Source organism: Mesorhizobium sp. B2-3-14 (assembly GCF_006442175.1).
Taxonomy (GTDB): Bacteria; Pseudomonadota; Alphaproteobacteria; order Rhizobiales; family Rhizobiaceae; genus Mesorhizobium; species Mesorhizobium australicum.
In genome coordinates, this window is sequence record NZ_VFVP01000009.1 from 144208 (window position 1) to 158294 (window position 14087).

Consider the following 14087-nt stretch of genomic DNA (forward strand, 5'->3'; position numbering starts at 1 on the left):
GCCGAGTGGCTGCACGACAAGTCATTGCCGCCGAGAAGAGGCGCGTTGAACGTCTGGCATGATTCCTGCGGTGTCGGGGCGGAACACTGGGATTCTGTGCCGATGTTGAACAGACGAACGCTGCTGACGCAGACCACCTGCTTTGCCGTCATGGGCCTCACGCTCGGCAAGGCGGCGGCCGCCAGCCTGACCGGCATCGAGAAAGCCTCGATGCGCGGCTCGATCAACGCCACCGAACTTGGCGTCCAACCCGGTACGTCTGACGACCAGAGCAAGGCCTTCGCCAAGCTGCTGCGCGACGCGAATGGCCGCGACATGCCGATCTTCCTGCCGCCCGGCACCTATGTGGTGTCCAATCTCTCGCTGCCTGGTCGCGTGCGTCTTTCCGGCGTGCCGGGCGCGACGCGGATCGTCTATGGCGGCGACGGCCATTTGTTCATGGCCGAACACGCCGACCATATCGAACTCAGCGGACTGGTTTTCGACGGCGCGAACCGCTCGATGGGCGACTACGCGCAAGGACTGCTCGATCTGCGCCGGGTGGCGCATCTGGTGGTGGACAACTGCCAGATCACAGGCAGCGGCAAGAATGGGCTGGCGCTGGAACACGCCGCGGGCCGGATCGAGCGTTCGGACATATCGGGGGCGGCGGACGCCGGCATCTATTCGGTGGAGGCCGCAGGGCTGGCGATATCAGGCAACACCGTCTCCGATTGCGCCAATGGCGGCATCCTGGTGCACCGCTGGCAAGCTGCGGAAGACGGCACCATGGTCACCGGCAACCGCGTCGAACGCATTGGCGCGCGCAGCGGTGGTACAGGCCAGAACGGTAACGGCATCAATGCCTTCCGCGCCGGCAATGTCGTCATCTCGGGCAATGTGGTCTCCGACTGCGCCTTCTCGGCGATCCGGGCCAACAGTTCCAGCAATTTGCAGATATCGGGCAACACCTGCTCGCGCTCGGGCGAGACCGCGGTCTATTCCGAGTTCTCGTTCGAAGGCGCCGTCATCTCCAACAACATCGTCGACGGCGCGGCCAACGGCATCTCGATCGTCAACTTCAACGAAGGCGGCCGCATGGGTATCTGCTCCGGCAACATCGTGCGCAATCTGTCGACATCAGGCCCCTATACCGCGGATCCACCCGGCTTCGGCGTTGGGATCGCCGTCGAGGCCGACACCGTCGCTTCCAACAACGTCATCGAGAACGCGGCGCTCTACGGCATGTCGATCGGCTGGGGGCCGTATCTGCGCAACGTCGTGGCCACCGGCAACATCATTCGCAAGGCAGGCACCGGCATCGTCGTCAGTGTGGTCGAAGGTGCCGGCACGGCCGTCATCTCCGACAACGTCATCGATGGCGCGTCGAACGGAGCGGTTGTCGGCCAGCGCTGGGCCGAGCCGGTGACATCAGACCTCACCCAGACCAGCCGCAGCGGCTATGCGCACCTGACCGTCGAGCGCAACCGCGTCAGCTGATTGCCACCTTCAATTCAGGGCCGGCGTCGGCCTCAGCGCCCCGACCTTGGCGCCAATCCGGCTTTCGATAGGCGCATTCGCCAGTTCGAGCAGCTTCGCCGCCAAGGTCTCGTCCGCCCGCAGCAGCCTGGCGACGATCGCGGCGGCGATTGCATCGCCGGCGCGCCCGGCACCGTCATCGCATTTGACCGCGATGCCGAGGCCGAGTTCCGGAATTGCGGCACAATGGACGCCCTCGGCCCCGCCTTTCGCGAAAATTCGCCCCGGAGCGGCTTCCATCAGCAACAGGTCCGCGCGGCCGGTGCCGGCCACGAAGAACGGCTCCGCCATGCAGGCCGAAAGCAGCCGCTTCGCGGCCTTCGCCCGCTCCGGGCCAAAGCCTTGGGCCGTGGCCATGCGAGCAAAGCCGAGCGCGAAACTCCTGAGCGGCACCGCATAGGTCGGAATCGAGCAGCCGTCGACCGCGCGTTCGTCGGGGCCGTGGACAGCGCCGGTGACTGCCTGCATGGCGTCGCGCACCATTTCCTGCAGGGCGTGATCCGGTCTGACATAGCCGCGATGCGCGATGCCCAAATGAACGCAGGTACAGAGGAAACCGGAGTGCTTGCCGGAACAATTGTTATGCAACGCATTCGGTGAGCCGCCGGCACGCGCGAGCGCAATCTCCGCGTCATGGTTCGAGGGCCAGTGGACCCCGCATTCGAGCGCCGACCCGTCCAGCCCGGCCCTGGCCAGCATGGACCGCGCCAGTTCGACATGCGCCGGCTCGCCGGAGTGGGAGGCACAGGCCAGCGCCAGTTCGCGGTCACCGAAGCCATAGGCATCCGCGGCACCCGTTTCGACAAGCGGCAGGGCCTGGATCGCCTTTACGGCGGAACGCGGAAAGACCGGCTTCGACGTATCGCCGATCTCCAGCACCGGCTTGCCGTCGGCATCGAAGACGGCAACGGCGCCGCGATGGGCGCTCTCGACAATGGCGCCGCGCAAAACTTCGATCAGAACCGGATTTGCCATGCTACCTCCCGCGAATGCCGGGGCGGTTTACCTGATCCGGTCGAGAATGGAAACGTAGTTGGCGACCGCCGCACCGCCCATGTTGAAGATGCCGCCGAGTTTCGCGCCCGGCACCTGGATGCCGCCGGCTTCGCCGACAAGCTGCATGGCGGTCAAGACATGCATGGAGACGCCGGTGGCGCCGATCGGATGGCCCTTGGCCTTCAGTCCGCCGGAGGGATTGACCGGCAGACGGCCGTCTTTTGCCGTTGTGCCATCCAGCGCCAGTTTGGCGCCCTCACCCGGCTTGGCCAGTCCCATCGCTTCATACTCGATCAATTCGGCGATGGTGAAGCAGTCATGCGTTTCGACGAAGGAGAGATCGTCGAGCGTTACGCCGGCGTTCTTCAGCGCGCGGGTCCAGGCCTGTTCGCAGCCTTCGAAGGTCAGGATGTCGCGCTTCGACATCGGCAGGAAATCCTGCACATGCTCGTTGGCGCGGAAGGCGACCGCGCGGCGCATCTTCAGCGCCGTTGCCGTGTCGGCAAGGACAAGGGCAGCGGCGCCGTCGGAGACCAGCGAGCAGTCGGTGCGCTTCAAGGGTCCAGCGACGAACGGGTTTTTCTCGCTCTCCTGCCGGCAGAAGTCATAGCCGAAATCCTTGCGCATCTGCGCATAGGGATTGTCGACGCCATTCTTGTGGTTCTTGGCAGCGATCATGGCGAGCGCATCCGACTGGTCGCCATAGCGCTGGAAATAGGCCTGCGCGATCTTGCCGAAGACGCCGGCGAAGCCGGCTGGCGTGTCGCCGTCCTCGGGCAGATAGGAAGCTTTCAGCAAATTCTTGCCGATTTCGGGCCCGGGCGTCGTCGTCATCTGCTCGGCGCCAACCACCAGCACGATGCGGGCGGCGTTTGCATCAATGGCGCGGATACCTTGCCTGACCGCCGCCGAACCGGTGGCGCAAGCGTTCTCGACGCGTGTCGCCGGCTTGAAGCGCAGCCGGTCGTCCGCCTGGAGAACCAGGCTTGCCGTGAAATCCTGCGCCGAAAAACCGGCATTGAAATGGCCGAGCACGATCTCGTCGACCTCGTCCGGGCCAATGCCGGCATGGTCGAGCGCGTCCGTCGCGACCTTGACGATCAGGTTTTCGAGCGTCTCGCCCTCAAGCTTGCCGAAGCGCGAATGCGCCCAGCCAACGATGCATGCGGTCATGGCGGTCTCCATCCTTGGCGCCAGCGCCCACGGCTCGTGACGCACTTCGCCTTTATTGTTCAAATATAAACATTCTCGCCCGGGCCGTGAAGGGCCGCAACGCAACAATCGCTTGGTACAGGTCGCGTCGAGGTCGATTTTTTATTGATTGACGCGTCAATAAAAAATAATCTCCCGCAAAAATCGGAAACGGCATGCCAAAAGTCGGAATGGAGCCATTGCGCCGCAGGGCGCTCATCGACGCGACGATCTCGGCGATCGGCGAGCGTGGCTCGCTTGACGTGACCATGTCCGAGATCGCCGGACGCGCCGGTGTCTCTTCAGCGCTCGCCCACCACTATTTCGGCGCCAAGGACGAGCTGCTGTTCGCGACGATGCGGCACATCCTGGCCGAACTGACCATCGATATGCGCCGCGCCTTGCAGTGCGCCGGCACCGCGCGCGAGCGCGTCTCGGCCGTGGTCGCCGTCAACTTCTCCGATGTCCAGTTCCAGGCCGAAACCATTGCCGCATGGCTCGCTTTCTATGTCGAGGCGCAGCAATCGTCTTCGCTGCGCCGGCTGCTTAGAATCTATGCTCGGCGGCTGCATTCCAACCTGATGAGTGGATTGACCGGCATCCTGCCGAGGACCGAGGCCGACCGCGCCGCGGAAGCGACGGCGGCGATGATCGACGGGCTCTACATCAGGCGCGCGCTGAAGGATGGCGTGCCTGACGCCGCGACCGCGATCGCGCTGGTCGAGGATTATCTCGAAACCAAACTTGGCGGACGGCACAAGCAGTGACAGCGAAGCGACCCAATTTCCTGATCGTCATGGTCGACCAGCTCAACGGGACCTTGTTCCCGGATGGGCCGGCGGAATTTCTGCACACACCGCATCTGAAGGCACTGGCGGCGCGTTCGGCGCGCTTTGCCAACAACTACACCGCCTCGCCACTCTGCGCGCCGGGCCGTGCCTCGTTCATGAGCGGCCAGTTGCCGTCGCGCACCGGGGTCTATGACAATGCCGCCGAGTTCGCCTCGTCGATCCCGACCTTCGCCCATCATTTGCGTGCGGCCGGCTACTACACCTGCCTGTCGGGCAAGATGCATTTCGTCGGACCTGATCAGCTGCACGGTTTCGAGGAACGGCTGACCACCGACATCTATCCGGCGGATTTCGGCTGGACGCCGGACTACCGCAAACCCGGTGAGCGCATCGAGTGGTGGTATCATAATCTGGGTTCGGTGACCGGCGCCGGCGTTGCGGAAACAACCAACCAGATGGAGTATGACGACGAGGTCGTGTTCCTCGCGTCTCAGAAGCTCTATCAGCTTTCGCGCGAACAGGACGATGCGAGCCATCGGCCCTGGTGCCTCACCGTCTCGCTGTCGCATCCGCACGATCCCTATGTCGCGCGCAAGCAGTATTGGGATCTCTATGAGCATTGCCAGGTGCTGGATCCGGAAACCGGGTACATCGCCGAAGACGAGCAGGATCCGCATTCTCGGCGGCTGTACCATGCCAGCGACTATCCCTCTTTCGAGATCACGCCTGAAGAGGTGCGTCGTTCGCGGCGCGGCTATTTCGCCAACATCTCCTATGTCGACGACAAGGTCGGCGAGCTCCTCGACGTTCTCACGCGGACGCGCATGCTCGACGACACGATCATCCTGTTCTGCTCGGATCACGGCGACATGCTCGGCGAGCGAGGCCTGTGGTTCAAGATGAGCTTCTTCGAAGGCTCGGCGCGAGTGCCGTTGATGATTGCCGGCAAGGGCATTCGTGCCGGGCTGATCGAGGCGCCGGTCTCCAATCTCGACGTAGCACCAACGCTTTGCGACCTTGCCGGCATCGACATCGGGGCGATCGCGCCGTGGACCGACGGCCAGTCGCTGCTGCCGCTCACCAAGGGCGGGCAGCGCACGGCACCGGTGCTGATCGAGTACGCGGCGGAGGGCTCCTATGCGCCCTTGGTGGCAATCCGCGAAGGCAGGTACAAATTCGTCCATTGCGAACTCGATCCGCCGCAATTGTTCGATCTCGAAGCCGATCCGCTCGAGCGGGACAATCTGGCCGCCGACCCCGCCAATGCGGGTCTTGTGGCGGCATTCCTGGAAAAGGTCCGGGCGCGTTGGGACATGGCCGGCTTCGATGCCGCCGTGCGCGAAAACCAGGCACGCCGCTGGGTCGTCTATCCGGCGCTGCGCAACGGCGCCTATTACCCCTGGGATTTCCAGCCGTTGCAGAAAGCGTCAGAGCGGTACATGCGCAATCACATGAACCTCGACAATCTCGAAGAGAGCAAAAGGTATCCGCGAGGCGAATGATGGCAGACCTTCTCGTTCCCACTCTCGACCATCTCAGGCAGGCCTATGCGGTAACGTCACGGGCGACACAGGTCACGCCGCTGTTGGAATCGGCGGCGCTCGCCAGGGAAACCGGCGCGGCCCGGGTCTTCATCAAGCCGGAATCGCTGCAATGGGCCGGATCTTTCAAGGTTCGCGGCGCTTATTGGCGGCTGAAGCGGCTTTCGCCCGACGAGGCGAAGAAGGGCGTCGTCGCCTATTCCTCGGGCAATTTCGCGCAAGGGCTGGCCGCGGCCGGCCAGGCGCTCGGCATTCCCGTGACCATCGTCATGCCGATCGACGCGCCGGCCGCCAAGCGCGATGCTACCGCGGGTTATGGCGCGCGCGTCGTGCTGACCGACCATGACGATCGCGCGCGTGAAGAGGTCGCGGCGGCCAAGGCGCGCGAAATCGCTGAAACAGAAGGGCTAGCGCTCCTGCATCCATTCGACGATCCCGAGATCGTCGCCGGTCAGGCGGGTGCCGGCCTCGAAGCGCTCGACCAGCTGTCGGGTAAGGATGCCAGCGCCGATCTCTTGTTCTGCTCGGTCGGCGGCGGTGGGCTGATCGGCGGCGTTTCGCTCGCCTTCCACTATCTGTCGCCGGCGACCGAGATCATCGGCGTAGAGCCCGAAGGGTTCGACGGCATGGGCTCTTCACTGGCGCATGGCAGCATCGAGACCATGCCGATCGGTCCGAAATCGATCTGCGACGGACTGATGTCGCGCCGGCCCGGCGACGCGCCGTTCGCCGCGGTCAAGACCGCTGGCGTGCGCGGCATCACGGTCGACGATCAGTCGGTGCGGCGCGCGATGCGGATCGCTTTCGAGCGGATGAAGCTGGTGCTCGAACCGTCAGGTGCGGCGTCGCTGGCGGCATTGCTCGGTGGCAAGGTGGATGTGGCGGGAAAAACCGTCCTGGTGGTGGCTACCGGCGGCAACGTTTCGCTCGCCGATTTTATGGCGCATATGAACCATGCTTGAAGCGGATTTCGTTATCATCGGCTCCGGCTCCGCCGGCTCGGCCATGGCCTATCGCTTGTCGGAAGACGGCAAGCATTCGGTCATCGTCATCGAATTCGGCGGCACTGATATCGGGCCGCTGATCCAGATGCCTTCGGCGCTGTCGATACCGCTCAACATGAGCCTCTACGACTGGGGATTCGCCAGTGAACCGGAACCGCATCTGGGTGGCCGCGTGCTGGCGACGCCGCGCGGCAAGGTGATCGGCGGCTCGTCCTCGATCAACGGCATGGTCTATGTGCGCGGCCACGCCCGCGACTTCGACCATTGGGCCGAACAGGGCGCGGCCGGCTGGGGCTTCGCCGACGTGCTGCCCTACTTCAAACGCATGGAGGATTCAGATGGCGGCGAGGATGGCTGGCGCGGGCACGGCGGCCCGCTGCATGTGCAGCGCGGCTCCCGGCGCAATCCGCTCTATGGCGCCTTCGTCGAAGCGGGCCGCCAGGCAGGGTTTGAACTGACCGACGACTACAATGGCGCCAAGCAGGAAGGCTTCGGCCCGATGGAGCAGACCATTCTGGGCGGCCGCCGCTGGTCGGCGGCATCAGCCTATCTGAAGCCGGCGCTCCGGCGCAAAAACGTCAGACTGGTCAAAGGCTTTGCGCGCCGGGTGATCATCGAGAATCAACGCGCCATCGGCGTCGAGATCGAAGCTCACAAACAGATTCAGGTCGTTAAGGCGCGACGTGAAGTAATCGTCGCGGCGTCGTCGATCAACTCGCCGAAGATCCTGATGCTGTCCGGTATCGGCCCGGCCGGGCATTTGCACGAAAACGGCATTGCCGTCGTGGCCGACCGGCCTGGCGTCGGCGGCAACCTGCAGGACCATCTGGAGCTCTACATCCAGCAGGAATCGACCAAACCGATCACGCTGAATTCAGTGCTGAACCCGTTCTCCAAGGCGATGATCGGGGCGCAGTGGCTGTTCTTCAAATCGGGCCTTGGCGCCACCAATCATTTCGAGGCGGCCGCCTTCGTGCGCTCGCAGGCAGGCGTCGACTATCCCGACATCCAGTACCACTTCATCCCGGCGGCGGTGCGTTACGACGGCAAGGCGGCGGCGAAGTCGCACGGCTTCCAGGCGCATGTCGGACCGATGCGCTCGAAGTCGCGCGGTTCGGTGACGCTGCGCTCGCCGGATCCGAAAGCGAAGCCGGTCATCCGCTTCAACTACATGTCGCATCCGGACGACTGGGCGGAGTTCCGCCACTGCATCCGCCTGACCCGCGAGATCTTCGGCCAGTCGGCCTTCGATGCCTATCGCGGACAGGAACTCTCGCCGGGCAGCCATGTCCAGTCGGACGACGATCTCGACTTATTCATTCGCGACCATGCCGAAAGCGCCTACCACCCCTGCGGCACCTGCCGAATGGGCCGCGTCGATGATCAATCGAGCGTGGTCGATCCGGAATGCCGGGTCATCGGCGTCGACGGATTGCGGGTCGCCGACTCCTCGATCTTCCCGCGCGTGACCAACGGCAACCTCAACGCGCCATCGATCATGACCGGCGAAAAAGCGTCCGATCACATCCTTGGCCGCACGCCGCTCGCGCCGTCCAACCAGGAACCATGGATCAATCCGCGCTGGCAGGCTTCCGACAGATAGGCCATGATCCGCCGATAGAGTGAGCTGCCCGACAGGCGCCCGCCCAATAGCCGTCTTGGGCACAACGATTGGAGACCTCCCATGCGCGCCCAGCCCACGGCTTCGCACTATGTCAACGGACGCTATATCGAGGACGAAGGCGGCGCGCCGCTGCCGGTGATCTATCCGGCCACGGGCGAGACCATCGCCATGCTGCGATCGGCGACGCCGAACGTGCTGGAACTGGCGGTCGAGGCCGCCCGCGCCGCACAGCCGGCCTGGGCGCGGCTTAAGCCGGTCGAGCGCGGCCGCATCCTGCGCCGAGCCGCCGACATTTTGCGCGCCCGCAACGCCGATCTTGCCCGCATCGAGACGCTCGACACCGGGAAGGCGATCCAGGAGACACTGGTGGCGGATGCACCTTCCGCCGCGGACTGCCTTGAATATTTCGCCGGCGCGGTCGCTGTCTTCAACGGCGAAGCGGTCGATCTCGGCGGGCCATTCGCCTATACGCGCCGCGAGGCGCTCGGCGTCTGTGTCGGCATCGGCGCATGGAACTATCCGATCCAGATCGCCGGCTGGAAATCCGCACCCGCACTCGCCATGGGCAATGCCATGGTGTTCAAGCCATCGGAAAACACGCCGCTTTCGGCGCTGGCGCTGGCCGAGATCTACTCGGAAGCCGGCCTGCCCGACGGGCTGTTCAACGTCGTGCAAGGCTATGGCGACGTCGGCGCCGGCCTTGTCGGCCATGATGTCGTGGCCAAGGTCTCGGTGACCGGCTCGGTGCCGACCGGGCGCAAGGTGCTGTCGCTAGCGGGCTCCAGGATGAAGCACGCGACGATGGAACTCGGCGGCAAGTCGCCGCTGATCGTCTTCGACGATGCCGATCTCGAAAATGCGATTGGCGGCGCCATGCTCGGCAACTTCTATTCGACCGGCCAGATCTGTTCCAACGGCACGCGCGTTTTCGTCCAGAGTGGCATTCACGACCGCTTTGTCGAGCGGCTGATCGAACGGACCAAGAAAATCCGCATCGGCGATCCGCTCGACCCGGAAACGCAGATGGGGCCGCTGGTCTCCAAGGCACAGCAAGACAAAGTCGTCGGCTATATCGAGGCCGGCAAGCACGATGGGGCGACGCTGGCCTGTGGCGGCAATGTGCCGTCGCTGCAGGGCTTACAGGGCGGCTTCTTCGTCGAGCCGACCGTGTTCACCGCCGTTACCGACACGATGCGGATCGCCCGCGAGGAGATTTTCGGCCCGGTCATGAGCGTGCTGAAATTCGACAGCGAGGACGAGGTGATCGACCGCGCCAACGACACCGAGTTCGGTCTTGCCGCCGGCGTCTTCACGCGCGACCTGCCGCGCGCCCACCGCGTCATCGCCGAGTTGCAGGCCGGAACCTGCTGGATCAATGCCTACAATCTGACACCGGTGGAAATTCCCTTCGGCGGCGTCAAGCAATCGGGCATCGGGCGGGAGAACTCGCTGGCGGCGCTGGCGCTCTATTCGCAGCTGAAGTCGATCTATGTCGAGACCGGGGACGTCGCCAGTCCGTACTGATCCCGCCTACTTCTCCGCCGTTCCATCCAGATACTGCGTCAGCGCACAGACCAGATGGTAGAAGATGCTCGCCGGCACGTCAGATGCCAGCGAGCGGCCGCGCTCGTCCATGCGATCGATCCAAAGACCCAGCGGCGCCGGGTCGATATGCCAGCGGAACAGCCGGCCGACCCTCGCCTCGATCTCCGGCTTCAGATCGGGGCCGCCCGAGCCATCCAGCGCGATCGCCGCCTTGAGCGCCTCGGCCTGCGGCCAGCTGCGCGATATCAGGTCGAGCGGCAGTCCTTGCCGCGAGACTGCGCCATAAGCAAGGCCGGTGGCCCGGTTGAGGCCATTGGCGATTGCCGAGGCGTAGAGTTTTCGGGCAAAGACGCTCAGTTCGGCCTGACCGCTGCGGCCGGCGAAATCGACCAGCAGCGAGGCCCATTCGAAGTGATGGCCAGGTTCGGTCCAGGCCCCCTTCTCTCCCGGTACCGGTTTCCATTCTGCATCGAAATACTCGCCGAGCGTCCAGCTCTCGGCGTCGAAGAAATGGCTGCGGAAGAGGTCGATGATGCGCGCCGCGCGACGCAGATGCGCACGCTCACCGGTTGCCTGGTGCCAAGCCAGGAAAGCTTCGAGCAGATGCATGTGGGGGTTGGAGCGTCGCTCGCCCGCCCCGTCCGAGGTGTCGAGGAAGCCGGTCATGCGGCTGTCCTCCAGATGCGCATCGAGGAAGGTGAAGGTCTCTTGGCCGAGCCGCAAGGCATCGGCATTGCCCGACATATGCGCATACGCCAGCGCCAGCAGGATGCAGGAATGATCGTAGGCGTCCTCGACGGGATCGGCGACGGAGCCATCGACATTCAGCGTGCGCACCCAACCGCCCCGTTCGGTGCGGCCCTGCCCCGCCATGAAGTCGATGCCATGCGCGATCAGCCGGTCGGCCGGCCCGGTCCAACCGCGCTCCTTGGCAACCGCGAAGGCATAGACCTGCCTGGCCTGGGTGCGCATGCGCTTGCGCTTGACGAGCGGCTTGGCGTCGAAACCCAGCGCCTCGTGGAAGCCACCGTGGCGCTCGTCGACGCCTGATGTCGACCACAACGGCAAGGTCTCCTGGAACAGCCAGTGATGAACGCGCCGCCGCCAGGCGCCACTTTCGATGACGCGGTCATGCGCCGGCGTGAACCTGGTTTCCAGCCGTCCCGATTTTTCGAGTTGTTCGACGATCTTCTTGACGTGCTGGCTGTGGCTCACCGGGGCAACGAAAGTGGCATCCGCCGTCGAGACAATGGCAACGTCCTTCATGCCGATCGCCGACAGCAGGCGGCCGTCGCTGCGGATATAGGAATTCTCGCAATCTATGGCGACGACATCGCCGACAACGACGTTGCCCCGGTCGTCGGCGGGACCGACATCGAGGAGCGATTGCCAGGAGCCGAGGTCGTTCCAGCGGAAGCCGGCCGGCACCATGGCTATGTCTTTTGCCCGCTCCATGATGGCATAGTCGATCGAGTTCGACGGGATCGCCGCGTAAAGTTCCAGCGGCATATAGAGGCCGGACAGGTCCGTCGTGGCCGCCTCGTAGGCCGCTTCGGTGGCGTGCCAGATGTCGGGCTGGAATGTCTTGAAGGCGTCGCGCATGGCACCGGCCCGAAACAGGAAGATGCCGGTGTTCCAGTAGAAATTTCCCGCCTTGAGATAGTCGTTGGCCGTCGCAAGGTCGGGCTTCTCGACAAAGCGCGAAACGTCGAACACCCCGCCCTTCTCGGCCGATACCTCGATATAGCCGTAACCGGTTTCCGGCTGGGTCGGTTTGATGCCGAACACCACCAGACGACCGGCGCGCGCCGCCTGCGATCCCGCCTCGATACTTTGCCAGAATTGCCCTGCCGTCGCTATTTCATGGTCCGAGGGCACCACCAGAATCAGGCTGTCGCCGAATTCCGACAGCGTGCGCAGGGTCGCCAGTGCGACGACGGCGGCCGTGTTGCGTCCCGCCGGCTCGAACAGCGGGCCGCCGCCGGCAAGATCGAGACCGGCCAAGTCGGCATGGACACGATCGGCGTGACGCTCCGATGCGATCAGGAAGATCGGCGTCTCGCCAGCCGGTCTCGCCGTCAGGCGGCGCAAGGTCTTGGCGAGCATGGAACCGTCGCCCGACAGGTCGTGGAACTGCTTGGGATTGTCCTCGCGTGACAGCGGCCACAGCCGAGAGCCGACGCCGCCGCTCATGACAAAACTGACGATGCGCTGGCCCATGGATGCCCTGTCAAAAAGTCTGGTTGTAAGCGCCGACTTCCGGACTGCGGCGCAGCACGGCGTCGACGGCATCGAACATCTGCCGGCGACGCTCGGACGAGACCGGACTTTCGACGACCACGACCAGTTCCGGCTTGTTCGACGAAGCGCGCACCAGACCCCAGGTACCGTCCTCGGCAACGACGCGCACGCCATTGACGGTGACAAGGTCGACGATCTTCTGGCCGGCGAAACTGGAGCCGTCCCGCTTCATCGCCTGAAAATCGGAGACCACCCGCTCGACCACGCCGTACTTCACATCGTCCGCGCAGTGCGGGGACATTGTGGGCGTGCCGAAGGTCAGTGGCAGTGCCCCGTAGAGATCGGCCATCGAACTGGCGGGGTTACGGTCCAGCATCTGACAGATGGCGATTGCCGTGACCAGTCCGTCGTCATAGCCGCGCCCGATCGGGGGGTTGAAGAAGAAGTGGCCTGATTTTTCGAAGCCGGCGACCGCGCCGAGTTCGGCAACCCGGCGCTTGATGTAGGAATGGCCGGTCTTCCAATAGTCGGTAACGGCGCCATTGGCGCGCAGCACCGCGTCGGTGTTGAACAGTCCGGTCGACTTGACGTCGACGACGAAGGTCGAACCCGGATGGAGCCGCGAAATATCCCGCGCAAGCATGACGCCGACCTTGTCGGCAAAGATCTCGTTGCCTTCATTGTCGACGACACCGCAGCGGTCGCCGTCGCCATCGAATCCCAACCCGACATCGGCGCCGGTCTCCAGCACCTTGTCCCTGATTGCATGCAGCATCTGCATGTCTTCCGGATTGGGGTTGTAGTTTGGAAACGTATGATCAAGCTCGACATCGAGCGGGATCACTTCGCAGCCAATGCGCTGCAGGGCTTCCGGGGCAAAGGCGCCAGCAGTGCCGTTGCCGCAGGCGGCGACCACTTTCAGCTTTCGTGTGATGCGCTTGTCCCTTGTCACATCGTCGAGATAGGTGGCGCGAAAATTGTCGACGAAATCATAGGAGCCGCCGCCGGTAAGGTCGAAATCGGCGGCCAGCACGATCGTCTTCAGCGCGCTCATCTCCTCGGGGCCGAAGGTCAGCGCCCGCGCCGCTCCCATCTTGACGCCGGTCCAGCCATTCTCGTTGTGCGATGCGGTGACCATGGCCACCGACTGCGTCTCCAGCGCGAATTGCGCGAAATAGGCCATCGGTGACAGCGCCAGACCGATATCCTTCACCCGTGCGCCGGCCGCCATCAGCCCGGAAACCAACGCCAGCTTGATGCCGAGCGAATAGGATCTGAAATCATGCCCGGTGACGATGTCAGGCCCAGCGCCGAGCCGCCGGATCAGCGTGCCGAGCCCCATGCCAAGCGCCTGGACGCCGATCAGATTGAGTTCAGGCGGCACTGCCGAACCGGGATGGCCGAACCACCAGCGCGCATCATATTCACGAAAACCGGATGCCTTGATCAGCGCCGCGGTTTCGAATTCGAAGCTGTTTGGCCACGCTTCGCCGACGATTTTTAGGGGCAAGACGGCAGGGCTCCTAGCGGCAGAAATACGATCCATCAAGGCAGCGGCTTAGCACACAAGGCTTTAAGCCACGTTTATCCCGGATGGAAATTCGGGCCTTCCGGCAACGCCCGCAGAAAGCGGACG

10 protein-coding genes are annotated in these 14087 nt (G+C 64.1%); 6 read left to right on the plus strand and 4 right to left on the minus strand.

Going from position 1 to position 14087, the window contains the following annotated elements:
• Window positions 1–102 precede the first annotated feature (102 nt).
• Window positions 103–1479 carry a TIGR03808 family TAT-translocated repetitive protein gene (locus FJ950_RS22195; RefSeq protein WP_140618599.1) on the plus strand — a complete coding sequence of 459 codons (1377 nt, stop codon included), beginning with the start codon at window positions 103–105 and terminating at the stop codon, window positions 1477–1479.
• Between the two features lie 9 nt (window positions 1480–1488).
• Here the strand turns inward: FJ950_RS22195 and FJ950_RS22200 are convergent, their stop codons facing one another.
• Both FJ950_RS22200 and FJ950_RS22205 read right to left on the minus strand, forming a co-directional pair.
• Window positions 1489–2493: an asparaginase gene (locus FJ950_RS22200; RefSeq protein WP_140618600.1), complete on the minus strand. Its 1005-nt coding sequence runs from the start codon at window positions 2491–2493 to the stop codon at window positions 1489–1491.
• A gap of 27 nt (window positions 2494–2520) precedes the next feature.
• Entirely contained in the window at window positions 2521–3687 is a 1167-nt protein-coding gene (locus FJ950_RS22205) for an acetyl-CoA acetyltransferase (RefSeq protein ID WP_140618602.1), read from the minus strand.
• 194 nt (window positions 3688–3881) lie between these two features.
• On the opposite strand from FJ950_RS22205, the gene betI reads away from it, so the two are divergent.
• The 5 genes from betI to betB all read left to right on the plus strand — a co-directional run bounded on the left by betI (window position 3882) and on the right by betB (window position 10189).
• A complete protein-coding gene (gene betI / locus FJ950_RS22210) occupies window positions 3882–4472 on the plus strand; it encodes a transcriptional regulator BetI (RefSeq protein WP_015318667.1) in 591 nt (196 codons plus the stop codon).
• The gene (gene betC, locus FJ950_RS22215; RefSeq protein ID WP_140618604.1) at window positions 4469–5998 is read left to right on the plus strand and encodes a choline-sulfatase; all 1530 of its coding nucleotides are present in this window, start codon (window positions 4469–4471) and stop codon (window positions 5996–5998) included. Before betI ends, betC begins: the two co-directional genes overlap by 4 nt.
• Window positions 5995–6999: a threonine/serine dehydratase gene (locus FJ950_RS22220; RefSeq protein WP_041163494.1), complete on the plus strand. Its 1005-nt coding sequence runs from the start codon at window positions 5995–5997 to the stop codon at window positions 6997–6999. Before betC ends, FJ950_RS22220 begins: the two co-directional genes overlap by 4 nt.
• Window positions 6992–8644 (plus strand): choline dehydrogenase, encoded by a 1653-nt coding sequence (gene betA, locus FJ950_RS22225; protein ID WP_140618605.1) that lies wholly within the window; start codon window positions 6992–6994, stop codon window positions 8642–8644. The genes FJ950_RS22220 and betA overlap by 8 nt, the downstream gene beginning before the upstream one ends.
• Window positions 8645–8725: 81 nt before the next feature.
• A complete protein-coding gene (gene betB, locus FJ950_RS22230) occupies window positions 8726–10189 on the plus strand; it encodes a betaine-aldehyde dehydrogenase (RefSeq protein WP_140618607.1) in 1464 nt (487 codons plus the stop codon).
• A gap of 6 nt (window positions 10190–10195) precedes the next feature.
• Here betB and FJ950_RS22235 read toward each other — a convergent pair whose 3' ends face one another.
• Together FJ950_RS22235 and FJ950_RS22240 are read right to left on the minus strand one after the other, a co-directional pair.
• Entirely contained in the window at window positions 10196–12430 is a 2235-nt protein-coding gene (locus FJ950_RS22235) for a mannose-1-phosphate guanylyltransferase/mannose-6-phosphate isomerase (RefSeq protein ID WP_140618609.1), read from the minus strand.
• Window positions 12431–12440: 10 nt separating this feature from the next.
• Window positions 12441–13961 carry a phosphomannomutase/phosphoglucomutase gene (locus FJ950_RS22240; protein WP_140618611.1) on the minus strand — a complete coding sequence of 507 codons (1521 nt, stop codon included), beginning with the start codon at window positions 13959–13961 and terminating at the stop codon, window positions 12441–12443.
• Between the last annotated feature and the right edge of the window lie 126 nt (window positions 13962–14087).